The 25,325-nt window shown below is 72.3% G+C and carries 22 protein-coding genes; 16 read left to right on the top strand and 6 right to left on the bottom strand.

What is annotated here, in order from left to right; all coding sequences use genetic code 11:
- The first annotated feature begins 12 nt into the window (after positions 1 to 12).
- On the top strand, positions 13 to 1,047 hold the full coding sequence (locus ACN269_RS06635) for an alpha/beta hydrolase (protein WP_421471566.1): 1,035 nt from the start codon (positions 13 to 15) through the stop codon (positions 1,045 to 1,047).
- Here the strand turns inward: ACN269_RS06635 and ACN269_RS06630 are convergent, their stop codons facing one another.
- Positions 1,048 to 2,151: an aldo/keto reductase gene (locus ACN269_RS06630; protein ID WP_421471565.1), complete on the bottom strand. Its 1,104-nt coding sequence runs from the start codon at positions 2,149 to 2,151 to the stop codon at positions 1,048 to 1,050.
- Positions 2,152 to 2,290: 139 nt separating this feature from the next.
- Here ACN269_RS06630 and ACN269_RS06625 point away from each other — a divergent pair, with 139 nt between their 5' ends.
- From ACN269_RS06625 to ACN269_RS06565, 13 genes are all read left to right on the top strand, one after another.
- On the top strand, positions 2,291 to 2,920 hold the full coding sequence (locus tag ACN269_RS06625; RefSeq protein WP_421471564.1) for a TetR/AcrR family transcriptional regulator: 630 nt from the start codon (positions 2,291 to 2,293) through the stop codon (positions 2,918 to 2,920).
- On the top strand, positions 2,917 to 3,654 hold the full coding sequence (locus ACN269_RS06620) for an alpha/beta fold hydrolase (protein ID WP_421471563.1): 738 nt from the start codon (positions 2,917 to 2,919) through the stop codon (positions 3,652 to 3,654). Before ACN269_RS06625 ends, ACN269_RS06620 begins: the two co-directional genes overlap by 4 nt.
- 229 nt (positions 3,655 to 3,883) lie before the next feature.
- Positions 3,884 to 5,515: an ABC-F family ATP-binding cassette domain-containing protein gene (locus ACN269_RS06615; RefSeq protein WP_421471562.1), complete on the top strand. Its 1,632-nt coding sequence runs from the start codon at positions 3,884 to 3,886 to the stop codon at positions 5,513 to 5,515.
- A gap of 165 nt (positions 5,516 to 5,680) precedes the next feature.
- Complete coding sequence (locus ACN269_RS06610; RefSeq protein WP_421471561.1) at positions 5,681 to 6,772, top strand: LacI family DNA-binding transcriptional regulator; 1,092 nt, start codon at positions 5,681 to 5,683, stop codon at positions 6,770 to 6,772.
- Entirely contained in the window at positions 6,769 to 7,704 is a 936-nt protein-coding gene (locus tag ACN269_RS06605; protein WP_421471560.1) for a carbohydrate ABC transporter permease, read from the top strand. Before ACN269_RS06610 ends, ACN269_RS06605 begins: the two co-directional genes overlap by 4 nt.
- 1 nt (position 7,705) lies before the next feature.
- Positions 7,706 to 8,545 (top strand): carbohydrate ABC transporter permease, encoded by an 840-nt coding sequence (locus ACN269_RS06600; RefSeq protein ID WP_421471559.1) that lies wholly within the window; start codon positions 7,706 to 7,708, stop codon positions 8,543 to 8,545.
- A gap of 38 nt (positions 8,546 to 8,583) precedes the next feature.
- Positions 8,584 to 9,876, top strand: coding sequence for an ABC transporter substrate-binding protein (locus ACN269_RS06595; protein WP_421471558.1), 1,293 nt, complete (start codon positions 8,584 to 8,586; stop codon positions 9,874 to 9,876).
- 4 nt (positions 9,877 to 9,880) lie between these two features.
- Positions 9,881 to 11,029, top strand: coding sequence for an ADP-ribosylglycohydrolase family protein (locus ACN269_RS06590; RefSeq protein WP_421471557.1), 1,149 nt, complete (start codon positions 9,881 to 9,883; stop codon positions 11,027 to 11,029).
- The gene (locus ACN269_RS06585) at positions 11,026 to 12,390 is read left to right on the top strand and encodes an ADP-ribosylglycohydrolase family protein (protein WP_421471556.1); all 1,365 of its coding nucleotides are present in this window, start codon (positions 11,026 to 11,028) and stop codon (positions 12,388 to 12,390) included. Before ACN269_RS06590 ends, ACN269_RS06585 begins: the two co-directional genes overlap by 4 nt.
- Positions 12,387 to 13,325, top strand: a complete 939-nt coding sequence (locus ACN269_RS06580; RefSeq protein ID WP_421471555.1) for a ribokinase — start codon at positions 12,387 to 12,389, stop codon at positions 13,323 to 13,325. Before ACN269_RS06585 ends, ACN269_RS06580 begins: the two co-directional genes overlap by 4 nt.
- Positions 13,322 to 15,271, top strand: coding sequence for an SUMF1/EgtB/PvdO family nonheme iron enzyme (locus ACN269_RS06575; protein WP_421471554.1), 1,950 nt, complete (start codon positions 13,322 to 13,324; stop codon positions 15,269 to 15,271). Before ACN269_RS06580 ends, ACN269_RS06575 begins: the two co-directional genes overlap by 4 nt.
- Positions 15,268 to 16,455 carry a CaiB/BaiF CoA transferase family protein gene (locus tag ACN269_RS06570; RefSeq protein WP_421471553.1) on the top strand — a complete coding sequence of 396 codons (1,188 nt, stop codon included), beginning with the start codon at positions 15,268 to 15,270 and terminating at the stop codon, positions 16,453 to 16,455. The genes ACN269_RS06575 and ACN269_RS06570 overlap by 4 nt, the downstream gene beginning before the upstream one ends.
- Complete coding sequence (locus ACN269_RS06565; protein ID WP_421471552.1) at positions 16,455 to 17,276, top strand: HpcH/HpaI aldolase/citrate lyase family protein; 822 nt, start codon at positions 16,455 to 16,457, stop codon at positions 17,274 to 17,276. Before ACN269_RS06570 ends, ACN269_RS06565 begins: the two co-directional genes overlap by 1 nt.
- A 7-nt stretch (positions 17,277 to 17,283) precedes the next feature.
- On the opposite strand, the gene ACN269_RS06560 is transcribed toward ACN269_RS06565, so the two are convergent.
- The 3 genes from ACN269_RS06560 to ACN269_RS06550 all read right to left on the bottom strand — a co-directional run bounded on the left by ACN269_RS06560 (position 17,284) and on the right by ACN269_RS06550 (position 19,862).
- Positions 17,284 to 17,880 (bottom strand): DUF305 domain-containing protein, encoded by a 597-nt coding sequence (locus tag ACN269_RS06560; protein ID WP_421471551.1) that lies wholly within the window; start codon positions 17,878 to 17,880, stop codon positions 17,284 to 17,286.
- A 68-nt stretch (positions 17,881 to 17,948) separates the two neighbouring features.
- On the bottom strand, positions 17,949 to 18,836 hold the full coding sequence (locus ACN269_RS06555; RefSeq protein ID WP_421471550.1) for a DUF1996 domain-containing protein: 888 nt from the start codon (positions 18,834 to 18,836) through the stop codon (positions 17,949 to 17,951).
- Positions 18,837 to 19,094: 258 nt separating this feature from the next.
- On the bottom strand, positions 19,095 to 19,862 hold the full coding sequence (locus ACN269_RS06550) for an SDR family oxidoreductase (RefSeq protein WP_421471549.1): 768 nt from the start codon (positions 19,860 to 19,862) through the stop codon (positions 19,095 to 19,097).
- A gap of 144 nt (positions 19,863 to 20,006) precedes the next feature.
- Between ACN269_RS06550 and ACN269_RS06545 the strand changes: the two genes are divergently transcribed.
- Positions 20,007 to 20,885 (top strand): helix-turn-helix domain-containing protein, encoded by an 879-nt coding sequence (locus ACN269_RS06545; RefSeq protein ID WP_421471548.1) that lies wholly within the window; start codon positions 20,007 to 20,009, stop codon positions 20,883 to 20,885.
- 9 nt (positions 20,886 to 20,894) lie between these two features.
- On the opposite strand, the gene ACN269_RS06540 is transcribed toward ACN269_RS06545, so the two are convergent.
- Positions 20,895 to 22,778: a Xaa-Pro dipeptidyl-peptidase gene (locus tag ACN269_RS06540; RefSeq protein ID WP_421471547.1), complete on the bottom strand. Its 1,884-nt coding sequence runs from the start codon at positions 22,776 to 22,778 to the stop codon at positions 20,895 to 20,897.
- 115 nt (positions 22,779 to 22,893) lie between these two features.
- On the bottom strand, positions 22,894 to 23,430 hold the full coding sequence (locus ACN269_RS06535) for a helix-turn-helix domain-containing protein (protein WP_421471546.1): 537 nt from the start codon (positions 23,428 to 23,430) through the stop codon (positions 22,894 to 22,896).
- Between the two features lie 280 nt (positions 23,431 to 23,710).
- Here ACN269_RS06535 and ACN269_RS06530 point away from each other — a divergent pair, with 280 nt between their 5' ends.
- Positions 23,711 to 25,315, top strand: coding sequence for an ABC transporter substrate-binding protein (locus ACN269_RS06530; protein ID WP_421471545.1), 1,605 nt, complete (start codon positions 23,711 to 23,713; stop codon positions 25,313 to 25,315).
- Positions 25,316 to 25,325 lie beyond the last annotated feature (10 nt).

Below are 25,325 nucleotides of genomic sequence, written 5' to 3'. Positions count from 1 at the left end.
GGATCTCTGCCCGTGCTGGAGATCATCGCCCTCGTCGTTGTCGGCGCGACGGTGTTGGTCGCGGCGGTGGTCGCCGGGCTCTACCTCTGGCCGCTGGGACACCGGAAGCTGCGCCTCGCACCGACGCCGCCGCTCGACTTCGCCGCCGCCACCGACGCCGCCGCGCGCGTCACGGCGGCGGAGGCCGCCGATCCGCGGGTACGGCCGGAGTCGCGCAGCCGCCTGCTCAGTCACGGCTCCCGTACCGCCCGGGCGGTCCTGCTGCTGCACGGCTACACCCTCGCGCCGGAGCAGTACGACGAGTTGGCCGAGCTGTTCTTCGCCCGGGGCTACAACGTGTGGATACCGCGAGCCCCGCAGCATGGCACCGTCGACCGGCGGGCCCACCACCGGGTCGAGGCCGGCGAGCTGACGGCGTACGCCCAGCAGGCCGTGACGGTCGCGGCGGGCCTGGGGGACGAGGTGGGCGTCGTCGGCATCTCCGGTGGCGCGGTGCTGGCAACCTGGCTGGCCCAGAACCGGGGGGACGTCGTACGGCGGCTGCTGGTGCTGTCGCCGTTCTTCGGCCCCCGGCAGGCCCCGGCGCTCGTGGTCCGGCCCCTCATCACGCTCTACGGGCGGCGCGTCCTGCGCGACCGGGTCACCGCTCGCGGCTACTCGCTCGCGGCGGTCACCCGGTACCTGACGATCGTGCGGACGCTGCCGCGTCGGCCGCGACGGACCGGCCTCGTGAGCGCGGCCGTGGCGATCAGCCCGCTCGACGCGGTGGTGGACCCCGGCGCGGCGGTGCGGGTGCCCCGCCGGATCGCGCGGGCGAACGGTATCGAACTGCGGGTGTACGCCCTGCCCGAGTCGCTGGGCGTCCGCCACAACACCCTCGACCTGACCGCGCTCGGTGACCACGCCACCGACGTGTTGCGGCGCTACGTCGACCTCTACGAGGGCGACCCGGCGTCGACGTCCGCAGCCGCCGACACCGCCCCTGTGGGCGGCCAGAGTGAGGCGGTGCGCCGCGAGGAAGCAGCGGCACACCGCCTCACCACGTGACTACCGTGCCGGGTCGGCGGCGGCGTTGACGACCGGCGGTGCGTAGCCGGCCGGCTTGTCGCCGATGGAGAGACCCGGGCTCACCACCCAGGACTGGTACTGCGGGGTGAACATCAGGTACGGCAGGTCGAGCTTCGGAGCGCTGGCCTCGTCGAGCCGGCGGCGGGCGTCCGCCGGGATCTCGAAGTCGAGCGCCTCGAAGTTGCTGGAGACCTGCTCGGCGCTGCTCGCGCCGATGATCACCGAGGCGACGGCGGGCTGGGTGGCGACCCAGTTGATCGCGACCTGTGCCATGCTGCGGCCCAACTCGGCCGACACGCTCTCCAGGGCGTCGATGACCTGCCAGTCGCCGGGGCTGATCTCCCGCCCCCCGGCGTTGGGGGTGGTCAACCGGCCGGACCCGCTCAGGCCCTCGCCGCTGCGCCGGTACTTGCCGGTGAGCAGGCCGCCGGCGATCGGGCTCCACGCGGTCAGCCCCATGCCGACGGTCTGCGCCATCGACACGAACTCCGCCTCGATGCCCCGGTTCACCAGGGAGTACGGCAGTTGCAGGTTGATCAGCGGGGCCAGTCCGTGTGCCTCGGCGTAGCTCTGTGCGCGGGCGGCGTACCAGGCTGGCACGTCGGAGAGGCCGGCGTACCGGATCTTGCCGGACCGCACCAGGTCGTCGAGAGTGTGCACGACCTCCTCGACCGGGGTGATCCGGTCCCAGGTGTGCAGCAGGTACAGGTCGAGGTAGTCGGTGCCGAGCCGGCCCAGTGACGCCTCCACGGCACGGACGATGTGCTTGCGGCCGTTGCCACTCGCGTTCGGGTCGCCCGGGTCGATGGTGTTGGTGAACTTGCTGGTGAGCACGAGCCGCTCGCGGACACCGGCCCGGTCGATCAGGCGGCCGAGGATCTTCTCGCTCTCCCCGGCGGTGTAGAAGTCCGCCGTGTCGATGAAGTTCCCGCCCGCCTCGAGATACCGCCGGAAGATCGGCTCGGACTCCTCCTCGGTCTTGCCGTACGCGGCGTGGAAGCCGTCGATACCGAAGTTCATCGTGCCCAGCGCGAGTCGGCTCACCCGCAGGCCGGACCGTCCGAGCAGGTAGTACTGGTTCATCGTCGTGTCCTCTCGATCACGTGGCGGTCCCGAACGGACCGGTCCCGACCCTGGCTCGATAAAATTGGACCTGCAAGTCCAAAACCCGAGCTAGGGTCGAACCGGCAGGTGTGCGCGGAAGAGCGGTGAGGGAGGTCTCATGACAAGGACGCTGACCCGCAAGGGAGCGGCCACCCGGGCGCGGATCGTCGCCGGCGCCGCCGCCGAGATCCGTGAGCGCGGCGTCGACGAGGTACGCCTCGAGGACGTGCTGTCCCACACGGGCACCAGCAAGGGTCAACTCTTCCACTACTTCCCGGACGGGAAGGAGGAATTGCTGCTGGCGGTGGCCCAGCACGAGGCCGACCAGGTCCTGCTCGACCAGGAACCGATGCTCAGCAACCTGACCTCCTGGTCGGCCTGGCAGGCGTGGCGGGACCGCCTCGTCGAGCGGTACCGCGCCCAGGGCGTGAAGTGCCCGCTCAACGGCCTGCTCGGCCAGACGGGTCGACGCGCGCCGGGGGCCCAGGCGATCGTGACCGGGCTCATGTGGCGCTGGCAGGACAAGATCACCCAGGGCGTCCGACACATGCAGTCGACCGGGGACATCGCCCCCGAGGTGGACGCCGAGCGCGCTGCCGCGGCACTCCTGGCGGGCATCCAGGGCGGCGTCCTGCTGCTGCTCTCCACCGGAAAGACCGACCACCTGGAAGCCGCCCTGGACCTGACCATCGAACGCCTGCGGGCGGGCCGGCGAGATGATCCGAACCCGGAAGAGGTACGGCAGTGAACGACGACAGCAACCGACCGCCACTGGTCCTGATCCACGGCCTGACCTACGACAGGCGACAGTGGGGCCCGGTCCGGCGCGAGCTCGCGACGATCGACCCGGACCGGAAGGTCCTCGCCCTCGACCTGCCCGGTCACGGCGACTCGCCCCGGCGGGACTCCTACCGGATGTCCGAGGTCGCCGAGGTCGTGCACGCCCAGGTGACCGAGGCGGGTCTCGCCGCGCCCGTCGTGGTGGGGCACTCGGTGGGCGCGGTGGTCGCCACGACCTACGCGGCGCGCTATCCGGTGCGGGGCGTGGTGAACCTGGACCAGATCCTGCTGCCCGGCGGGTTCGGTGTCGCCGTACGCCAGGCCGAGCCGACGCTGAGCGGCCCGCAGTGGCGGCAGGTGTGGGACGCCATGCTGGCCGGCATGGGCATCGAGTCGCTGCCGGCCGAGGCACGGGCGATCGTCACCACCGCGACCGATCCCCGGCCGGACCTGCTGCTGGGCTACTGGGACGAGGTCCTGCACTCCTCCGACGCGGACATCGCCGCCGGGCGGTCCGCCGACCTGCGGACGATCGCCGAACGGGGAGTTCCCTACCGTTGGGTGACCTCGTTCGAGCCGCCGGCCCGTTACCTGGCCTGGCTGACGGAAGCCCTGCCGGAGGCCGAGGTCACCGTGCTGCCCGGAAGCCACTTCCCGCACCTCGCGGAGCCGGCGACGGTCGCCCGGCTGCTGGTGAGCTGAGCGCCAGGCGGGGCGAGAGGATAGCCGGCCCGGAGCCGGCTATCCTTGCCGCCGACATTGCCGGAGATCGGAGCAGACGTGGCAGGTGACGACGACATCTCCGGGTGAGCACCCGGACCGGCCGCCGACCGGCGCGTGATCGCGCCGCTGTCGCCGCGGCCTCCGTCGTCATGCCCTGCTCCCGCCGGGTCGCCCCCGTGCGCCCGGGTCGTCGTCCTCCGGAGTCCCCATGTCTGCTCGACCTGCCCTCGTCGCTCAGGACGTCGTGCGCGTCCGCGGCGCCCGCCGCGTGCTCGACGGCGTCTCCCTGACCGCCGCGCCCGGTCACCGGATCGGCCTGATCGGTGCGAACGGCACCGGCAAGACCACCCTGTTACGGGTGCTGGCCGGCGTCGACGAACCCGACTCCGGCACCGTCACCCGTCCGCCGGACGTCGGGTTCCTGCACCAGGAGATGCCCTTCACCCCGTCCGTGACCATCGCCGGCGTCCTCGACGACGCGCTGCGCGAGGCCCGCGCGGACCTGGCCGAGCTGGACCGGTTGGCCCTCGCCCTCGCCGACGCGTCGCAGGGCGCCGAGGAGCACGATCGGCTGCTCGCCGCTTACGGTGCCGTACTGGAGCGGGCGCAGGACCGGGACGCCTGGGACGCCGACCGGCGGGCCCGGACGGTACTCGACGGCCTCGGCCTCGGTGGGATACCCCACGACCGGACGGTGGACGCCCTCTCCGGTGGCCAGCGTGGCCGCCTCGCCCTGGCGACCATGCTGATCCGCCGGCCGAGCGCGCTGCTGCTCGACGAGCCCACCAACCATCTCGACGACGCGGCGGCGGCGTTCTGCGAGGACCAGGTCCGCGCCATGTCCGGCGTGGTCGTGGTGGCCAGCCACGACCGCGCCTTCCTGGACGCGGTGTGCACCGACGTCATCGACCTGGACCCGGCGATCGAGGGGCCGGTCCGCCACGGTGGCGGCTACACCGCGTACCTGACCGCGAAGCGCGCCGAGGCGCAGCGGTGGCGTCGGCGCTACGACGAAGAGCAGGCGCTCCTGGTCGACCTGCGGGAGGCCGCCGCCGTGACCGGGCATCAGGTCGCCCACGGCCGAGCGCCGCGCGACAGCGAGAAGATGGGGTACGGGCACACCGCCGGCCGGGTACAGAACCAGATCTCCCGCCGCGTGCGGGACGCCACCCGTCGACTGGAGGCGCTCGAGCGCGACCAGATCCCCGCGCCGCCCGAGCCGTTGCGCTTCCACCCGTCCACTCTCGCCACCGGTGACGGCGCCGAGGTGATCGTCCGGGCGGAAGGGCTGGAGGTTCCCGGCCGGGTACGGGTGGCGCGCCTGGAGCTCAGGGCCCGCGATCGACTGCTGGTCACCGGCCCCAACGGCGCGGGCAAGTCGAGCCTGCTCGCCGTTCTCTCCGGTCACCTGACCTGCTCCGGCACGCTGTGGCGACGAGCGGGCCTGCGGGTCGGCCGACTGGGGCAGGACAGCGAGTTCGTGGACGCGTGGCGCACGGCCCGGCACATCTTCGACACGACCGTCGGGGTACGACGGGCCGAGTCGGTGCCGCTGTCGTCGCTCGGGCTGCTCGCGGCGGCCGACCTCGACCGTCCGGTCGCCGACCTGTCGGTGGGACAGCGTCGGCGGCTCGCCCTGGCGGTGCTCGTCGCCGACCCGCCGGAGCTGCTGCTCCTGGACGAGCCCACGAACCACCTCTCGCCGACGCTCTGCGACGAGTTGGAGGACGCGCTGGGCTCCAGCCCCGGCGCCATCGTGGTGGCCAGCCACGACCGCCACCTCCGCACCCACTGGCAGGCCCGCCACCTTGCCGTCGACCCCGCCGGACTCCAACGCTGATCAAGAGGTTCGCGTCACGACACGCCGGGTGTGCTGACGCGAACCTCTTGATCACCGAGGTCGGACCGGGTTGGAAACGTTTTCGTAACGAGGGGTTGACCTCTCCGACGCACCGGTAGCAGACTCCCCGGAAACGTTTACAGCTATCGGGTGGAGGTGCCGGACGTGGGTCGTAAACGTTTACAGGAACCAGTGGACGGCCGTCCCACGGTGCACACCGTCGCCGCCCGCGCCGGCGTCTCCATCGCGTCCGCCTCGCGGGTGCTCAACGGCGTCGGCGGCAGCCCCGAGACGATCCGCAAGGTTCGCGAGGCGGCGGCGGAGGTCGGTTACGTGCCCAACGCGATCGCCCGGTCGCTCCAGTCGCAGCGCACCGGCCTCGTCGCACTCGCCGTCGAGGACATCGGCAACCCGGTGTACGTGGAGATGATGCGCGCCATCGAGGCCGTCGTCGCCGGCTCCGGCCGGCAGCTCCTGGTGCACGCCACCGGCGGACGGATCGACAACGAGACCGCGCTGCTGCGGCGACTGGCCAACCGCTACGTCGACGGGATGATCGTCTCGCCGATCCGGGTCACCGACGACCACCTGACCGCCCTCGTGGACAGCCCGGTGCCGGTGGTCGTGGTCGGTCAGCTCGCCGCGGACGCCCCGGTCGACAACGTACGCACCGACTCCCGGCACGGCATGGCGCTGGCGGTGGACCACCTCGTCGCCACCGGCCGACAGCGGATCGGCTTCGTCAACGGTCCACTCGACACCGTTCCGGGCGCGGCCCGTGACGCCGGGTTCCGGGCCGCGCTGGCCCGGCACGACATCCCGCTCGACGAGCGGCTGATCGAGGTCGGCGACTTCCAGTACGCCGCCGGACGGGACGCCACCGAGAGGCTGCTCGCCCGCGCCGAGCCCGACGCCCTGGTCTGCGCCAACGACCTCATCGCGGTCGGGGCGCTGCACGCCCTGCTCGCCGCCGGACGGCGGGTGCCGCAGGACGTCGCCGTGGTCGGCATGGACGACACCGAACTCGCTCGGATGATGTTCCCCCAGCTCTCCAGCGTCTCGCTCGGATCCGCCGAACGCGGTCGCCGGGCCGCGGAACTGCTCCTGCAACGCATCGCCGACGCGGCCCTGCCGCCGCGCCGCGAACAGGTGCCGCCCAGCCTCAGCATCCGCGCGTCCAGCGCTGCGACACTGCCCGCTCCCCGGCCGGGCGATGAGCCCACCACCCACCCGTTTACCGAAGGGGTGACCGCATGACCGCCCTGGCCGAGCGGCCGGACGTCGAGCGGGCCGGACCGGTCCGCCGGCCGAGCCGGTTCCGCTCCGACCGCACCACCATCTACCTGCTCCTGCTGCCGTCGCTGCTGCCGATCCTGGTGCTGTCGGTGTTCCCGCTGCTGCGCGGCATCTACCTCGGCTTCACCGACGCCCGGGCCGGGCGCAACGTCGAGGTCAGCTTCACGGGCCTGGCGAACTACCGGGAACTCCTCGGCGACGAGCTGTTCTGGAACTCGTTCAAGATCGGCCTGCTCTGGGCGGTCGGGGTGACCGTCCTGCAGTTCCTGCTGGCCCTCGGGCTGGCTCTGCTGCTCAACCAGCAGCTGCGGTTCCGGGGCGTGGCCCGGGTGCTGGCCGTGGTGCCGTGGGCGATGCCGCCGGTCGTGGTGGGCATCCTGTGGAAGCTCGTCTACCACCCGGACGCCGGCCTGATCAACGAGTTCCTGCACCGCGTCGGCGCGGACGGGCTGCGCAGCAACTGGCTGGGCGACTTCAGCACCGCCCTGCCCGCCGTGATCCTCGTCGGGGTGTGGGCGGGCATGCCGCAGACCACCGTGGTTCTGCTCGCCGGCCTGCAGGGCGTGGGTCGCGAGCTGCACGAGGCGGCGGCCGTGGACGGGGCCGGCACGTGGCACCGCTTCCGGCACGTCACGCTGCCCGCCCTGGCCCCGGTGATCGTGGCGATCACCTCGCTGGACTTCATCTGGAACTTCAACTCGTTCGGCCTGGTCTACGTGCTGACCGCCGGCGGACCGGGCGGCAAGACCATGCTGCCGATGCTGTTCGCGTACGAGGAGGCGTTCCGGTACGGCAACTACGGCTACGCGGCGGCGCTCGGCAACGTCATGGTCGTGATCATCGTCGCGCTGCTCGCCGTCTATCTCCGTCGCCGGCTCAGGGAGGCGAACTGACATGTTCGGAAAACCGAGTCGCACCAGCCGGACACTGCAGTACCTGGCGCTCGCCGGCTACCTCGTCTTCCTCGGGTTCCCGCTGGTGTGGCTGCTGTCCACGGCGTTCAAGCCGCCGCGCGAACTGGTCCGGCTGCACCCGACGCTGATCCCGGACAACCCGACCCTGCAGAACTTCGTGCAGGCGTTCACCGAGCAGGAGCTGGGCCGGGCGGCGCTCAACAGCCTCCAGGTCTCGCTCGCCTCGGCCGTGCTGACCGTGCTGGTCGCCATGCCCGCGTCGTACGCCCTCGCCCGGTTCCGCTCCAAGCTCGGCACCGCCGCGCTGGGCTGGGTGCTGCTGTCCCAGCTCTTCCCGTTCGTGCTGCTGATCATCCCGATCTTCCTGGTGCTGCGGCAGGTCGGCCTGGCCAACACGCACGCCGGACTGGTGCTGATCTACGTGGTCTGGGCGCTGCCGTTCGCGCTGTGGATGTTGCAGGGCTTCGTCCGCAACATCCCCCGGGAACTGGAGGAGGCAGCCTCGGTCGACGGCGCGAGCCGGGTGCAGGTGCTGCGCCGGGTGGTGTTCCCGCTGCTCGCCCCGGGCATCGTGGCGACCGCCCTGTTCTCCTTCATCTCGGCCTGGAACGAGTTCTTCTTCGCCCTGGTCCTGATCAAGACTCCGGAGCTGGCCACCCTGCCGGTCGCGCTGGCCCGGTTCGTCGGCATCGAGGGCACCGCCCGACTGGGCCCGCTGGCCGCCGGCTCGCTGCTCGCCACCCTGCCCAGCCTGATCTTCTTCGCGTTCATGCAGCGCCGGCTCTCGTCCGGGTCGCTCGCGGGCGCGGTCAAGGGCTGAGGCGTCCCCCCGAACCACCACCAAGGAGGTAACCCCCCATGCTTCGTACCCGATTCCGTCGACTCGCGGCGGCCGCCGCGGTCGCGGTCGTCGGCCTCGGCGCGCTCAGCGCGTGCGGGTCCGGCGGCGACGACGAGGCCGGCTCCGGCCCCGCCAAGCTGCGCTTCCTCAGCCTCGCCTGGCAAAAGGAGTCGCTCCAGGTCAACAAGGACCTGGTCGCCAAGTGGAACGCCGAGCACCCGGACATCCAGGTCGAGTACGTCCAGGGTGACTGGAACTCGGTCCACGACCAGTTGCTCACGTCGTTCGAGGGCGGCGACGCTCCGGACATCGTGCACTACGAGGCCTCGTCGATCGGCGAGTTCAGCAAGCAGGGCTACCTGGCCGACCTGTCCGACCTGGTCTCCGACGATCTCAAGGGGCAGATCGACAAGGGCATCTGGGACACCGTCACCACCGACGGCAAGGTCACCGGGGTGCCGTTCCTGCTGGAGTCGCAGGTCGTGATCGCCAACAAGAAGCTGCTCGACGCCGCCGGTGTCGCGGTGCCGCCGGCTGACGGCGGCTGGACCTGGGACGAGTTCCAGGCCAACGCGCAGAAGCTCACCAAGCCCGGCCAGTACGGCGCGGCCTGGGCGCTGAAGTCGCCGACCAACCGGGTGCTCAACCTGGCGCTCAACTACGACGGGAAGTTCTTCTACTCCGACGGCGGACGCACCGAGGTCAAGGTCGGCGACGCGGAGAAGGAGGTCCCGAAGCGGATCCACGACATGCTCTACACCGCCAAGTCGGCCTCCCCGGAGGCGCTCGGCATGAGCGGCGCGGACACCCTGCCCGGCTTCTTCGGCGGCAAGTACGCGATGCTCCCTGGCTCGGTGTCGCTGCGCCAGCAGATGGTCGAGCAGGCCCCGGCGGGCTTCGAGTGGGTCACCCTGCCCCCGATCAAGGGAATCTCCACCAAGCAGGCGGCCAACCCGCAGACGCTGTCGATCTCCGAGGACAGCACGCACAAGAAGCAGGCCGCGCAGTTCCTGGAGTACTTCCTCAACCCGACCAACATGGCCGCCCTGGCCAAGGGTGACTGGCTGGTGCCGACCGGCAAGCAGGCCAACGAGGAGCTGGTCAAGCTGACCGCCGGCAAGCAGGGCTGGGACGTCGCGGCGGACAGCGCCGCCGACCTCACCGTCGCCCCGTTCCAGCAGGCCGACGGCTACCCGGAGTGGAAGACCAAGTACGCCACCCCGGCCCTCCAGCAGTACTTCGCCAACAAGATCACCCTCGATCAGCTCGGTACGCAGCTCATCGACGGTGGCAAGCAGGTTCTGAGGTAACGACATGTCACTCTTGCTCGACACATCGGTTGGTTGCCTGGTCGGCGCCGCGGTCGGAGACGCCCTCGGCGGCGCCACCGAGACGGCCCTGCCCGAGCAGATCCGTACCCGCTTCGGCGGCTGGGTCGATGGCATCGTGCCCCCGTACCACGCCGACTGGGCGACCGCGCGGCCGCTCGCGCCGTACCACAAGGGCGACGGGCACATCACCGACGACACGTTGATGACCCACGCCCTGGTCCGGGCCTACGCCGCCAAACGGGACCACCTCGACGCGTACGACGTGGTGGAGCTGCTGGTCCCCGATCTGATCGAGCGGGTGGTGCACATCCCCGACCTGGAGCGGGACGGGGTGACCTTCCACCGGCTCGCCGCCGCCGAGCGGTGGTTGGTCACCCGTCTGCACCACGCCCACGCGGACCCGCGTGAGGCCGGGGTCGGCAACATCGTCAACTGTGGCGCGGCCATGTACATGGCCCCGGTCGGCATCGTCAACGCGGGCGACCCGGCCGGGGCGTACGCCGAGGCGGTGGAGATCGCCGGCGCGCACCAGCACAGCTACGGGCGGGAGGCCGCCGCCGTCTTCGCGGCCGCGGTCGCGGCGGCGGCGACCCCCGGCGCGGGCGTCGAGGACGTCGTCGCCGCGGCGCTGGACCTGGCCCGCGACGGCACCCGCGCGGCCATCGACGCGGTCGTCAAGGAGGCCCGCGGCCACGACGACTGGAAGCAGGCCATCCCGGCGCTGCGGGCCGCGGTCGCGCCCTACGACACGGTGGGGGAGGAGTACCGCAGCCCCGGGCTGGGCGCGCGCCGACCGAGCCGCCTGCACGCCATCGAGGAGCTGCCGGTGGCCCTCGGCATGCTGGTGGTGGCCGGCGGCGACTTCCGGGCCGCGGTGCTCGGCTCGGTCAACTACGGCCGCGACGCCGACTCCACCGCCACCATGGCCGCCGCCATCGCCGGCGCGCTCGGCGGCGCGGACGCGGTGCCGGCGGAATGGTCCGAGGTGGTCGCCACCGCGTCCAAGACCGATCTGGTGGAGCCGGCCCGGGTCCTCGCGGCGGTGGCCGGCGAGGTCTTCGAGCGCGACCAGGCCCGGTTCGCCCGGCGGGCCGACCGCTTCGCCGCGCTGGCGCGGGAGTCGACCCGGTGAGGATCACCTGGGTGCAGCCGGAGGACCTGTTGCCGCACGAGCTGGCGGCCGGCCGGGACGAGGGACGTGACGTCGCGGCCCTGGCCGAGCGCTGGACGGCGGCCGGCGGCGACCCGACCCCACCGGTCAGTGGGGCGTCGGCGGCACCGGCGGCACCGGAGCTGCGTGCCCTCGCGGCGGAGCTGCTGGACGCCGCCGACGCGTTGCCCGCCGCCGACACCACCGACGAGGCCGACGACGTGGCCGGGCTGCGGGTCGGCTGGCCGGCTGCCTGGTCGCTGCCGACCAAGGTCGCGTACGACCGGCTGCACGGCGCGTGGCTCGGTCGGGCGGTCGGCTGCCTGCTCGGCAAGCCGGTCGAGAAGATCCCCCGGGAGGGCATCCGGGAGATCCTCACGGCGACCGGCCGGTGGCCGCTGCGGGACTGGTTCACCGCCGAGGGCCTGCCGGCCGAGGTCGCGGCCCGCTGGCCGTGGAACCGGCGCAGCGCGCCGACCAGCCTCGCCGAGACCATCGAGGGGATGCCCGAGGACGACGACCTGAACTACGCCCTGCTGGCACTGCGGGTGCTGGAGACGAAGGGCCGGGGCTTCACCAGCGCCGACGTGGCGCAGGCGTGGCTGGACTGGCTGCCCGCCGGGCGGGTCTTCACCGCCGAGCGGGTGGCCTACCGCAACCTGCTGCTCGGGTACGCGCCACCGGAGAGCGCCCGCCGGCACAACCCGTTCCGGGAGTGGATCGGCGCGCAGATCCGCACCGACGTGTACGGCTGGGTCAACCCCGGCCGACCGGACCAGGCCGCCGAACTGGCCGTACGCGACGCGGCCGTCAGTCACGTCCGGGGCGGCGTGCACGGGGCGATCTGGGCCGCCGCCCTGGCCGCCGCGGCACCCGTCGCGGGCTCGATCGACGAGGTGCTGGACGCCGCCGAGGCGGTGTTGCCGCCGCGCAGCCGATTCGCCGCGACGGTCCGCGACGCACGCGCGCTCGGCGCGCAGGCCGACGACTGGGAACGCGTCGTCGACGAGTTGTACGACCGCCACGGCCACCTGCACTGGGTGCACGTGCGCAACAACGCGGCCCTGGTCGCCGCCGCCCTGGCGTACGGCCGGGGTGACCTGGAGCGGTCCATCACGGCGGTGGTCAGCGGCGGTTGGGACACCGACTCGACCGGCGCGACGGTCGGCGCGGTGACCGGCGCGCTGGCCGGTGCGTCCGCCCTGCCGGCCCGCTGGGTCGACCCGCTGCGCAACCGGCTGGGCAGCAGCATCGCCGGGTTCGACGGGATCGGCTTCGACGAGCTGGCCGAGCGGACCCTCGCGCTGGCGGAGCAGGGCACGACGGAAGGGAGCGTGGCATGAGCGCGCACGTGGCGGTGGTGGGCAGCAGCAACCTGGACCTCGTGGTCACGGCGTCGCGACTGCCGGCCCCGGGCGAGACGGTGCTCGGCGGGAACTTCCGGACCGTGCCCGGCGGCAAGGGCGCCAACCAGGCTGTCGCCGCCGCCCGCGCCGGCGCCGCCTGCGACTTCGTGGGTGCGGTCGGCGACGACGACTTCGGTACGCGGATGCGGACCAGCCTCGTCGACGCCGGCGTGGACGTGCGCGGCCTGCGGACCGTCCCCGGCCCGTCCGGCGTCGCGCTGATCGCCGTCGATGCCAACGCGGAGAACTTCATCGTGGTCGCGCCCGGGGCCAACGGCACCCTGACCGAGCTGGACGCCGACGACCGGGCCACGATCGCGGCGGCCGACGTGCTGCTGCTGCAACTGGAGGTGCCGTTGCCGGCGGTGACCCGCGCGGCCGACTGGGCGCGCGCCGACGGCACGACGGTGGTGCTGAACGCCGCCCCCGCCGCGACGCTCCCCACCGAACTGCTCGACCTGGTCGACGTGCTGGTCGTCAACGAACACGAGGCGGCCGTCGTCGCCGGGGTCACCTCCGACGACCCGCCGGTGCTGCTGGACGCCCTGCTGGAGCTGGTGCCCCGGGTGGTGCTCACCCTCGGCGCGCGGGGCGCCGCGTACGCCGATCGGCACGGCCTGCGCGTCACGGTGCCGGCCCCCCGGATCGAGGCGGTCGACACCACCGCCGCCGGGGACGCGTTCACCGCCGCACTGGCCGTGGGCTGGGCCGAACGTGGCGCCGCCGGCGGCGAGGGCGCCGTCACGGCGAGCCTGCGCTGGGCGTGCGCCGCCGGAGCGGCCTGCGCCCAGCGACCCGGAGCGTCCACCGCGCTGCCCGACCGGCCGGCGATCGACGCACTCCACGACGCGACCTACCGAGGTGCACCGTGAGCTTCAACCCGTACGTTCCCCGCCCGATCGACCGGCCCACCGAGGTGCCGCTGGACGGGCACGCCGACCTGAGCGCCCTGGACGAGGCGAAGATCTTCGCCGCGCCCGACGACCCGGCGGCCTGGCCGGCCTGGCGCGAGCAGATCACCAGGTGGCGGGCCGACGCCCGACGGCGGATCGGCTACACCGGCGAGCACTACGACGAGATCACCGGCGACTGCCTCAGCGTCTGTCTGATCTGGCTGTGGGACGAGACGCTCTACGACCACGAGCGCGGGGTCTTCACCGTCGACGAGTTCCTCGACGCCGCTGGGCGCGACTTCGGCGGCTTCGACGGGGTGGTCCTCTGGCACGCGTACCCGGTGATCGGCCTGGACGACCGCAACCAGTTCGACTGGTATCGGGACGTGCCGGAGCTGCCCGAGGTGGTCCGCGCGTTCCAGCAGCGCGGGGTCCGGGTCTTCGTCGACTACAACCCCTGGGACACCGGCACCCGCCGGGAACTGGGCGCCGACGCCGAGGAGGTCGCGGCCCTCGCCGACACGCTCGGCGTCGACGGGGTCTTTCTGGACACCCTCAAGGAGGGCGCCGGGGAACTGCGCGCCACGCTGGACGCCGTCCGACCGGGCCTGGTCCTGGAGGGCGAGAGTCGCGTCCCGCTGGCCCGCATCGCCGACCACGCCATGTCCTGGGCGCAGTGGTTCGCCGACTCGGCTGTGCCCGGTGTGCTGCGCGCGAAGTGGTTCGAGCGCCGGCACGTGCTGCACCACACCCGGCGCTGGCACCGCGACCACCTCGACGAACTGCACTCCGCCTGGCTCAACGGCGTCGGTGTGCTGGTCTGGGAGAGCGTCTTCGGTGTCTGGGTCGGCTGGAACGACCGCGACCGCGCGGTCCTGCGGGCCATGCGCCGGGTGCAGGGCAGCCACGCCGCGTGGTTGCGCGCCGAGGACTGGGTTCCGCTCGCGGACCATCCCGGCGACGGTCAGGTGTACGCGTCGCGCTGGACGCACGACGGTGAGCCACTGTGGACAGTGGCGAATCGGGGCGCCGACCACGACGGTCCGTGGCTGGTCGTCGACCCGAGCGCCGGGCGACGATTCGTCGACCTGGTCACCGGCGTCGAGCTGACCGTCACCGACACCGCCGACGGCCGGCTCGCGGTGGGTGGACCGCTGGCCGCCGGAGCGGTCGCGGCGGTCGTCCCCGGCGTCGCCGCCGCGCAGCGACACGAGCCGCCCACCGGCGATGCGTCCTTCCCGGCCCGCGCCGCGGTACGGGTCCGCACACCGTGGGCGCCGCAGCCGCACGTCCCGCCGGGCCTGGTCGCCGTCGACGGCGGACGGCGGGACCTGGTCGTCCGGCACCGGATACGGGAGACGGGACTCTACGGCGAGACGCCCTACGTCGACGAGTGGAAGCCGCTGCCGCCCCGCCTGCACCACACCGGGACGCTGCGGCGCAGTGTCCACCTGGGCCGGTTCGCCATCGCCACCCACGAGGTCACCCACGGCGAGTACGCCGAGTTCCTGCGCGTCACCGGCTACCGTCCGGTGCGTCCGGAGCGGTTCACGACCGGTCAGGGACCGGCCGACGCCCCGGTGACCGGGGTCGAGCTGACCGACGCGCGGGCGTACGCGTCGTGGGCCGGACTGCGGCTGCCGACCGAGGACGAGTGGCAGGTGGCCGCCGAGGCCGGGCTCCTGGTGCGGCGCGAGCCGCTGGTGTGGAACCTGACCGAGAGCGAACACACCGACGGTCGTACCCGCTTCGTGATCCTCAAGGGTGGCGCGGCGTACCGTGCCCAGGGCTCCGACTGGTACCTCGACGGCGGGCCGCAGCCGCCGGACGTGTCGGTGAAGCTGCTGCTCACCGGGGCCGGTCTCACCCGCTCCGACCAGGTGGGCTTCCGCTGCGCCGCCGATCTGCCGGAGGTGACCCGGTGACCGCGCCGCTGGAGGGCGTCACGGTCGTCGACCTGGCCACCCTGTTCGCCGGTCCGCTCGCGGCGGCGTTCCTGGGCGACTTCGGCGCCGACGTGATCAAGGTGGAGCATCCGGCCAAGCCGGACCCGTCCCGGGGACACGGCCCGTCCCGCGACGGGGTCGGGCTCTGGTGGAAGGTGCTCGGCCGCAACAAGCGGACCGTCACCCTCAACCTGTCCGACCCGGACGGCGCGGAACTGCTGCGCCGGCTGCTCGCCGACGCCGACGTCCTGGTGGAGAACTTCCGACCGGGAACCCTGGAACGGTGGGGGCTGGGCCCGGCCGAGCTGCACGCCGTCAACCCCCGGCTGGTGATCGCCCGGATCAGCGGGTTCGGGCAGGTCGGCCCCTACGCCCGCCGGCCCGGCTTCGGCACCCTCGCCGAGGCGATGAGCGGCTTCGCGGCGGCCACCGGGGAACCGGACGGCCCACCGACGCTGCCGCCGTTCGGGTTGGCCGACTCGGTCAGCGCGCTCGCCGCCGCGTACGCGGTCATGCTCGCCCTGCGCGCCCGGGACGTCACCGGCACGGGGCAGGTGGTCGACCTCGCCATCATCGAGCCCATCATGGCGATGCTCGGGCCGCAGATCACCTGGTACGACCAGCTTGGCTATGTCCAGCCGCGGCTGGGCAACCGCTCCAACAACAACGCTCCGCGCAACACGTACCGGTGTGCCGACGGGCGCTGGGTGGCCGTCTCGACGAGCGCGCAGAGCATCGCGGAGCGGGTGCTGCGGCTGGTCGGCCGCGCCGAGCTGATCGCCGAACCGTGGTTCGCGACCGGCAGCGGCCGGGCCGCGCACGCCGACGAGCTGGACGCGGCGGTGAGCGCGTGGGTGGCGCAGCGGGACCGGGACGAGGTGGTGGCCGCGTTCGAGCAGGCGCAGGCCGCCGTCGCGCCGGTCTACGACGTGCGCGACATCCTCGCCGATCCGCAGTACGCGGCGCTGGGCACCGTGCGGACCGTTCCCGACGAGGAGTTGGGCGAGGTGCGGATGCAGAACGTGCCGTTCCGGCTGGCCGCCACGCCGGGGGAGATCCGGCATGCCGGGCGTCGGCACGGGCAGGACACCGACGCGGTTTTCGGTGCGCTCGGCCTCGACGCCGACGAGCTGGCCGCGCTGCGCGAACGCGGGGTGCTCTGATGCTGCTGAGCCTGCTCTACGTTCCGGGCGACCGTCCGGACCGGTTCGCCAAGGCGGTCGCCTCGGGGGCCGACGCGGTGATCCTCGACCTGGAGGACGCCGTGGTCGCCGGGCGCAAGGCGTACGCCCGGGACGCGGTCGCCGAGTTCCTGACCGAGACGCACCAGGTGCCCGTGCAGGTACGGGTCAACGAGCTGACCGGTCCGGACCTCGACGCGGATCTCGCGGCGGTGGCCGGGCGACCCGGTCTGAGCGGCCTGCGGCTGCCGAAGGTCGAGTCGGCCGCCGTGGTCGCGTCGCTCGCCGAGCGGGTGGACGTGCCCCTGCACGTGCTGATCGAGTCGGCCCTCGGGCTGGAGTCCGCGTACCCGATCGCCTCGGCCCACGCCGCGGTGGCCTCGATCGGGCTCGGCGAGGCCGACCTGCGCTCGGACCTCGGGGTCGGCGACGACGACGGCCTGGCCTGGGCCCGTGGTCGGGTGGTGGTCGCCGCCCGGGCCGCCGGCCTGATCCCGCCGGCGATGTCGGTGTACGCCGACGTCGCCGACGTCGCCGGTCTGGCCGCGTCGTGCGCGGTGGGCCGGCGGTTGGGTTTCCTCGGCCGGGCGGCGATCCACCCGCGCCAGCTCCCGGTGATCGTCGACGCGTTCCGACCGGTCGACCGTGAGGTGGCCCGTGCCGAGGAGTTGCTGGCCGCGGTCGCCGAGGCGCAGCAGCGGGACTCCGGGACCGTGGTGCTGCCCGACGGCCGGTTCGCCGACCGGGCCATGGTGGCCGCCGCCCGTCGGACCGTCGACCTGGCCGCGCGCTACGCGGCCTGAGCCCCCGTCAGGTCGCGGACGGCGTCGGTGGTCGGTCGAGCTGGTCGAGGCGGGCCAGGTCGCCGTCACCGGCCCGGATCACGGCCGCGGCCAGCGCCGTCGTGTCCGGGTGGACGCCGGCTCGCTGCTCGGCGGCGGCGATCGTGACCGCCTGCGCGAGGTGCGCCCGCAGGTGCGTGGCGAGCAGCCGCTGGAACGTCGTCCCGCTGGCCGACCGCAGCGCGGCCAGCTCGTCAGCGGTGATCATGCCGGGCATGTCGTGACCCTCGTGCGGGTTGGTCGTCGGCGCGCTGGCCCGGGTGAGCAGGTCGCGCGAGCGGGTCAGGTCGGTCCGGGTGCTCGCCTCGACCTGCGCGGCGAACCGTCGCCAGGTCGGGTCGGTGGTGTGGGTGGGCACCAGGTCCAGCACCGGCAGCAGGCGTTGCGTCATCGCCGCCGTGAGTTGCAGCCAGGCGATGTCGGTGGGGCTGAACGCGCCGGCCGTCGGGGTGGCGGCGGCCGGCGTGGCGGGCGGTGGTGCCGCCTCGTCCGTGCTGCTCGACGGCCCGCTGGCGCAGCCGGCGACGAGTGCCGCCGTGATGAGCAGCGCGACGTGCACGCGCATGCCTCCTCCTTCCCGCGCGGCTCCCGGGGCGGGGGCGGCCCGGTCCTGCCGGGCCGCCCCCGCGCGGATCAGATGGGTCGGCCGTCGTGGCCGCACTTGATGACCGGACGGATGCAGTCCTGGACGCGGCGGGCCATCTCCGCGGTCGGCCAGGCGTTGAAGAAGTCGCCGTGCATGGTGTAGCCCGGCCCGGAGGCGAGCCGGAAGTGTGACGGGTCGCCGTTGACCGGGTACCGCAGCACCTGCCGCAACTTCGGCACGTGCACCGGGTGGGTGCTCGGGCAGGCCTGGTTCACCGGGTACGCCAGGTGGCTCTTGTGGTCCGCGGAGTCCAGGTCGCGGCCGTTCCAGCACTGCGGGAAGTCCAGGTACGACTCCAGCATCGTGCCGGCCGGGCAGTTGACGAAGTCCTTGGACGGCGGCACCTGGCCGGCGTGCAGGCAGGACCAGCGGGCGATGCTGTCGTTCGGGCCGGTGGCCTTCGCGTTGCCGGCGACGAGCCGCAGGCCCTGCGGGATGGGTTGGGTGTTGGCCACGACGTCGGCGCGCACGCCCTCACCGAGGTAGTAGAAGGTGGCGATGGCCGGTTCCACCGCGACGTTGTCGCGGTAGAGGGTCGGCACCCAGTACGACGAGACGTCCACCGCCGGGTTGCAGGTGGTGGTGGACTTCACGAGGTCGGGCAGGGTGGTGGTGGCGTTCGTCGCCGTGCTACCGAAGAAGCTGTGCATGTGTGAGGCCCCCGGCAGTCCGGGGAAGACGATCGGGTCGTCCGGCAGCCGGTGGCTGTACGTGCAGTCGGCGGGGAACTCGGCGACCCGGATGACGTTGGCGACCGGGGCGGCGTCGGCCCGGTCGGTGGTCGAGGCCAGGTACGTGCCGAGGAGGGTCAGCAGGGCGCCGATCGCCACGGTGAGGCGTAGCCGGCGGGGGACGTGGGGTGCGGCCCTGTCCATCTCGTAACTCCTGTCGGGGGACGGGTCAGGGGCAACTCCGCTGCCGCCGCCGAAGACAGCGGAGTGTGTCCTGGCCAGACTGGTGGTGGCCGGGTTGGGCCACTGCGAGAGAGCGCTCTCAGCAGTCCACCTAGCCTCACCCCGATGTCGAAAGTTGTCAATACGTGCCGCAGTTGGTGGAAAAATGACGACGAGAGCGCAGTCGCGCCCACCGCGGCCTGGACCCCGGGCCGCGGTGGGCTATCATCCTAGGATGCCTTAGAGGGTGTGCCCGCGACCAGGAAGCGTCGCCAGGGCCTTCGACCGCTGCGCGACGAGGTCGGCATAGGTGCCGTCGCGCTCGGCCCAACGGTGCATGTGTACGCCCTTGACGAGGACCTCGTTCGGGGTCGGGTTCGCCGAGAGCAGCTGCATGACCTCGGTGGCGAAGTCGTCGAGCGGCAGCGCGCGCGGGTTCACCTTCTCCTGACCGGCGGTCGCGACGGCCGGGGGGACGAGTTCGACGACGTCGACACCGGTGCCGTCGAGTTGCGCGCGCAGCGCCTCGGAGTAGGCGTGCACCCCGGCCTTCGAGGCGGCGTAGCTGGGCATGGGCGGGAACGGCAGGAAGGCGATGCCGGAGGTGACGGTGATGAAGGTGCCCGCACCGCGACCGACCAGATGCCCAGTGAAGGCGTCGATGACCCGGATGGTGCCGACCAGGTTGGTGTCGATCGTCGTCTGCGCCGCCGCGAAGTGCGCGGGGTCGCGAAGGTCTTCCAGGAGCATGGCACCCGACATCGTCACCACCGTGTCCAGCTCGGGGTAACGGGCGAGCACGGCGTCCCGGGCGGATGCGACAGACGTGTCGTCGGTGACGTCGATGCTGAACGTGCCGAAACCTTCCGTGGCGAGTTCCGCGAGGGCCTCGGGGTTGCGACCGCCGACGGCCACGGTGCTGCCCGCCGCGGCGAACCGCCGGGCCAACTCCCGCCCGATACCCGAGGTGCCGCCGACCATGAGAACTGTGCGGTTGGAGAGATCCACGAGATCTTCCCTTCGATCCAGAGGGCGCCCGAACAGGGCGATCACCAGTTTCGACCGGACCGGGCGGGGGTGGCAGGGCTCCCGTTTTCCCAGGTCCCACGAGGGCCCCCGCTACGGCACGCAGGCCGCACTACCGTGGTGACCATGAGTGCAGAGGAGTCGGGCGGCGGCCACCGGCTGGGCAGCTACCTGCGGGCCCGCCGCGAGCTGGTCTCACCGTCGCAGGTGGGGCTCCCGGCCGGCGGCCGGCGGCGCGTGCCCGGCCTGCGACGCGAGGAAGTCGCGCTGCTCGCCGGGATCAGCCCCGACTACTACCTGCGACTGGAACGGGGCCGGGACAGGAACCCCTCGCCGCAGGTCCTCGAAGCGCTCGCACGCGTCCTGCAGCTCGACGACATCGAGCGGATGTACCTGCTCGACCTCGCTGCCGCGCGCCCCAGGGCGCCGCGCCGCAAGCGCTCCGAGCAGGTACCAGCGCGGGTGTACGAGCTGCTTGCCCACCTTCAGGTCCCCGCGTTCGTCGAAGGACGCGCCTTCGACGTGCTGGCCGCCAACCCGATGGCCGTGGCGTTCTCCCCGCGCCTGCGGCCCGGTCAGAACCGGCTGCGGTCGCTCCTGCTCGATCCCGAGGAACGAGCCTTCCACCAGGACTGGACGAAGGCCACCGCCAACTTCATCGCCACCCTGCGTACCACCATCGGGGACGACATCGACAACCCCCGGTTCGTCGAGCTGGTGGGCGAACTCGCGCTGTCCAGTCAGCGGTTCCGCACCCTGTGGGCCCGCCACGACGTGCGCAATCTCGACGGGGGCACGACGACGGTGCACCACCCCGTCGTCGGTGACCTACGCCTGCACCGGGACAAGCTCCCCATCGAGGACGTCATCCTCGTCGTCTACTACCCGGACAAGGACAGCGACAGCGACGAGAAGCTGCGGCTCCTCGCCGCACTCGCCCACACCGCCGACGACCAGACGCGGGTGGGGCGGCCCGACGCGTCGTCGAACCGCCCCACCCACTGAACGAACCGATCAGAAACCGAGTACGCCCCGACCGCCCACCACGGGCAGCCGCAGCTCGCTGTCGTTCGGGGCGACGCGCAGCTCGGTGCCGCCCAACGGCAACAGCGTGTACTCCTGGTCGGAGGAGAAGACGACCACGCCGATCCGGTGACCCGCCAGGAAGACGTAGTCCTTCGGCTCCATGGTCCACCGGTAGTCGTACAGCTTGCCCTGCTTGACCGGCGCGGTGCGCGCGGCGCTGACGCGGTTCTGCGGGTCCATCCAGCCGCGGGTCACCACGACGGGCGCGGCGGTCGACCCGGCCGGACCGTAGTCGACGAGGTAGGCCGTGAGATTGGCGTCCGGCTTGTTGTCGATCGCCATCCGCAACCGCATCTCGGGACGCCCGGAGATGCGGACGTTCTGCGTCAACTCGGGGGAGCGGTAGGCGAGCCGGTTGGCGCTGGCCGTGTCCGGATCGGCGACCAGGGTGTCCGGGTGGATGGTCCGTCCCTCGTCGACGAAGCTCTGCTCGACCCGGGCCTTTGGTGACTTGCCCGTGGTGAGTGTGCCCGGCGCGGTGGCGTCGGTGGCGGCGATCCGCAGCCCGACCTCGCGTGCGGCCGGGTCGGGCCAGTTGGCGTACGTGGTGTACGCCCGGTCCTCGCGCTGGAGCACCGCCGTCGGCTCGTCCATGATGCCGTTTCGCACGTTCCACAGCCAGTAGTCGAACCACCGGTTCTCGGTCTGCTTGTACGTCCAGGTCTGCCCGCTGGGCAGGGTCACCGAGGCGCTGCTGCCCGGCCCGCCGTGCCCGCCCTGGTGCAGCCAGATCTTGCGCGGCACGTGGCGCTTGGCCAGCTCGTCCCACCAGCCGGCGAAGTGCTCGGTCTTGACGTTCCAGTCGTTGAGGCCGTGCACGACGAAGACGCTGGCCTGCACGTTGCGGGCGTCGAGGTAGTCGCGGTCGCGCCAGAACGGCGAGTAGTCGCCGGTGACGCGGTCCTGCTCCTTGGTGATCTCCGCGAGCTCGTCGGCGCACTTCCCCTCGGCGCGTGCCTGCCCGGCCGTGTACTGGGCCAGGATGTCGAGGTCCTCGCCCTGGAACGTGCCGGGCGCCACCACCAGACCGTTGGCCCGGTAGTAGTCGTACCAGCTGCTGATCGCCGAGACCGGCACGATGGTCTTCAGTCCCTTGACCCCGGTGGTGGCCACCTGGTTGGGCAGCGTCCCGTTGTAGGAGACGCCGGTCATGCCGACCGCGCCGGTGGTCCAGCCGGCGGTCACCGGGGCGCCGCTGGCGTCGTACCCCTTGGCCCGGCCGTTGAGCCAGTCGATGACGGCCTTGGTGCCCAGGGTCTCGGCCTGGTCACCGCTGGTCGGGCAGCCGTCCGAGTCGCCGGTGCCGACGCTCTGGCCGAGCACCACCGCGTACCCGCGCGGCACGTAGTAGTCGTCGAGCGAGCCGGGCAGGTTCGCCTTGGCCTGGGCGCGCTGCGTGCCGGCGTCGAGCGCGCGCCGGCCGGAGTGGTCGGTCAGGCCGTTCTGCGGCAGGTCGTCGACCAGCACGCTCGGGTACGGCACGTCGCCCCAGGTGCCCTTGCGGTACGGGCTGTGCTCGAAGATGACCGGCACCTTGAAGCCTTCGGTGGCGGTCTCCCGGGGGCGGGAGATGTCGATCGCCACCCGGTCGGGGCGACCGTCGTGGTCGGTGTCCACCGGGGTCTGGACGTACACCCGCTCCTCGATGGCGTCGGCGAGCGAGAACACCGGTTGGGTCATGCCGTCGGCCACGACGATGCCGGTGGGCGCGGTGGCGGTGGGCGGTGCAGCCGTTGCGGTGGGGGCTGCGCTGAGCACCAGGGCGCCGGACACGCCGACGCTCAGGAGCGCTAGATGACGGGGTCGACGCACGCGCGTCTCCCTTCGGTTGGGCTGGTCGCCGGGGTCGGCAGGGGTCGATCTCGAAGATCCATTCCTCGACATGCTAGGGCGTGCGCCGATCCCGTGGGGTGTCCATGGTGGCCGGTCAGGGGGTCGGCGGGGTCACCGCGATGATCAGGTGAGCGCGTTGGTCGCTGGCGTTGCGGTAGAGGTGCGCGAGACGCGAGTCGAAGGTGACCGACTCGCCGGCGGTGAGGGTGTACGACTCGCCGCCGATCTGGGCGACGACCTCGCCGGTGACGACGATCGCGCACTCGGTCGACGGGTGCGCCCACGGCTCGGCCGAACTGGCGTCGCCGGGCGCGAGGTGCGCCTGGAGCACCTCCAGGTCGCCTCGGCCGGGGGTGAGTCGTTCGTAGGTGATCTGGCCGGGTGGCGCCGCCAGCCGGGTCCGGGCACCGACCCGGCTGATGTGTACGGGCGGCGCCTCGGGCTCGGAGAACAGCTCGGCGATCGAGGTGTCGAAGACCTGGGCGAGCTTTCGCAGGGTGGCCAGGCTGGGATCGGTCGCGCCGTTCTCGATCTGGCTGAGCAGCGCGGGTGACACGTCGGCGGCGGTGGCGAGCTGGCGCAGCGTGAGGGAGTGCTGCTGACGCAGGTCGCGGAGTCGGTCACCGAGCATGTGTCCTCGCTCCAAACAGTGTGGCTGAATCTTGATTGACCTGACTATACGGCTCTGTTTAGTATCGCTGAACATCAGGCGGCCATGTTCGACACCACTGGACAGAGTCGCGTCGAGACGAACCGGACGACGTCCCAGTCCGGCCTACATCCAACCGGAGACGACGCTTCGCGAGAACCCCGTGACGCCCTCCCGCCGCATCGGCCGGTGATCGCGTCGCCGGAGGCGTCGACGCCCCGCGGCTCCCACGACGGGCCGCGCGATAGAAGGTAGGAACAGCATGTCGGTGTCCCCCCGCCGGCTCCTCGCCGGAGCGTCCGCTCTGGCGACGCTGGCCGTCCTCTCCGTCAGCGCCTGTAGCGCCGGCGGCAGTGGTGGAAACGCGAACGGTGCGGCCAAGACCCTCACCGTGAACACCTCGTTCGTGCTCAAGACCCTCGACCCCGGCCGGGTGTACGAGGCGACCGGCCTGACGGCCGTGCACGCCCTCTACGACACCCTGCTCACCTTCAAGGGCTCGGACGTGAGCAAGCCGGTCCCCGCGCTGGCCGAGTCGTACCAGGCGTCGCCGGACGCGAAGACGTTCACCTTCAAGCTGCGCCAGGGCGTGACGTTCGCCGACGGCAGCCCGCTCACCGCCGACGACGTCGTCTTCTCGCTCAACCGGCTGAAGAACATCAAGGCCAGTCCGGCGGTCACCGTCAGCGGCCTGACCGTGACCAGGACCGACGACAGCACCGTCGTGGTCACCTCGGCCACGCCCGACCCGAACGTTCCGGTCGTCCTGTCGATGCCGTCGACCGCCGTGCTCAACTCCAAGGCGGCCAAGGAACACGGCGCCCGCGACGGCGCCGACGCCGCGCAGGGCGACACCGCCCAGCAGTACCTGGACACCAACTCCCTCGGCAGCGGCCCGTACGTGCTGAAGTCGTACGACCCGTCGGCGCAGGTGGTGTTGGAGGCCAACCCGAAGTACTGGGGCACGAAGCCGCAGTTCTCCCGGGTGGTGCTGCGCAACATGGACGTGCAGACGCAGAAGCTGACCATGCAGCGGGCCGAGAAGGCCGAGATCTCCCTGGACATCTCCGGCAAGCTTCTCGACGGTCTGCCGGGCAGCCTGCACACCTCCGGGGTGCAGGACACCGTCTACTTCCTCTTCCTCAACGCCGACCCGGGCGTCTCGCCGGTCACCTCGAACCCGAAGTTCAACCAGGCCCTGCGCGCCGCCATCGACTACCAGGGCATCGCCGCCCTCTACGGCAAGGGCGCCGCGCCCGGCGCCGGCCTGGTCGCGCCGGCGTTCCCGGGGGCGCTGCCGGCCGGCGAGGAGTCCAAGCGGGACGTGGCGAAGGCCAAGGCGCTGCTGGCCGAGGCCGGCCTGACCAACCCCACGGTGAAGTTCACCTACCCGGCCATCACCTACAAGGGGGTGGACCTCGGCACGGTGGCCACCAAGGTGCAGGGCGACGCCGCCGAGGCCGGCATCAAACTGGAGCTGAACCCGCAGCCGCTGACCACCTTCCTCGACGAGATGCGCAGCGGGAAGTCGCCCCTCGGGTTCACCCCGCAGAGCCTCAACTACCCGGTCGCCGACTCGCTCATCAACAACATGGCACCCGGGCAGGCGACCGCGCTGCGCTCCGGCTGGACGGTCGAGCGGGCCGACCCGGCCGTGGTCGCCGCCGGCAAGAAGGTCACCGAGACCCTCGACCTGGCCGGCCGGGCCACCGCCATGCAGGAGTGGCAGCGGCTGATGAACGCGTCCTCGCCGTACCTGGTGCTGGCCAGTAACTCCTCGATCGTCGTGGCGACCACGGACCTGACCGGCGCGGACTACACCGCCGCCGGTTGGCAGGTGGACGTCGCCGCGGTCGGCCGCAAGTAGCTCCGACGAC

The organism is Micromonospora sp. WMMD736, from assembly GCF_049179015.1.
GTDB lineage: Bacteria > Actinomycetota > Actinomycetes > Mycobacteriales > Micromonosporaceae > Micromonospora.
Note: the sequence above shows the minus strand (reverse complement) of the source record. Positions and strands in the feature narration are given on the sequence as shown.

What these genes read in the sequence shown, in the direction of transcription:
- ACN269_RS06565 (WP_421471552.1), top strand. Translation starts at nt 16,455, where the DNA reads ATGCTGCTGAGCCTGCTCTACGTTCCGGGCGACCGTCCGGACCGGTTC.
- ACN269_RS06560 (WP_421471551.1), bottom strand. Translation starts at nt 17,880, where the DNA reads ATGCGCGTGCACGTCGCGCTGCTCATCACGGCGGCACTCGTCGCCGGC.
- ACN269_RS06615 (WP_421471562.1), top strand. Translation starts at nt 3,884, where the DNA reads ATGTCTGCTCGACCTGCCCTCGTCGCTCAGGACGTCGTGCGCGTCCGC.
- ACN269_RS06535 (WP_421471546.1), bottom strand. Translation starts at nt 23,430, where the DNA reads ATGCTCGGTGACCGACTCCGCGACCTGCGTCAGCAGCACTCCCTCACG.
- ACN269_RS06545 (WP_421471548.1), top strand. Translation starts at nt 20,007, where the DNA reads ATGAGTGCAGAGGAGTCGGGCGGCGGCCACCGGCTGGGCAGCTACCTG.
- ACN269_RS06605 (WP_421471560.1), top strand. Translation starts at nt 6,769, where the DNA reads ATGACCGCCCTGGCCGAGCGGCCGGACGTCGAGCGGGCCGGACCGGTC.
- ACN269_RS06530 (WP_421471545.1), top strand. Translation starts at nt 23,711, where the DNA reads ATGTCGGTGTCCCCCCGCCGGCTCCTCGCCGGAGCGTCCGCTCTGGCG.
- ACN269_RS06630 (WP_421471565.1), bottom strand. Translation starts at nt 2,151, where the DNA reads ATGAACCAGTACTACCTGCTCGGACGGTCCGGCCTGCGGGTGAGCCGA.
- ACN269_RS06590 (WP_421471557.1), top strand. Translation starts at nt 9,881, where the DNA reads ATGTCACTCTTGCTCGACACATCGGTTGGTTGCCTGGTCGGCGCCGCG.
- ACN269_RS06600 (WP_421471559.1), top strand. Translation starts at nt 7,706, where the DNA reads ATGTTCGGAAAACCGAGTCGCACCAGCCGGACACTGCAGTACCTGGCG.
- ACN269_RS06625 (WP_421471564.1), top strand. Translation starts at nt 2,291, where the DNA reads ATGACAAGGACGCTGACCCGCAAGGGAGCGGCCACCCGGGCGCGGATC.
- ACN269_RS06580 (WP_421471555.1), top strand. Translation starts at nt 12,387, where the DNA reads ATGAGCGCGCACGTGGCGGTGGTGGGCAGCAGCAACCTGGACCTCGTG.
- ACN269_RS06555 (WP_421471550.1), bottom strand. Translation starts at nt 18,836, where the DNA reads ATGGACAGGGCCGCACCCCACGTCCCCCGCCGGCTACGCCTCACCGTG.
- ACN269_RS06595 (WP_421471558.1), top strand. Translation starts at nt 8,584, where the DNA reads ATGCTTCGTACCCGATTCCGTCGACTCGCGGCGGCCGCCGCGGTCGCG.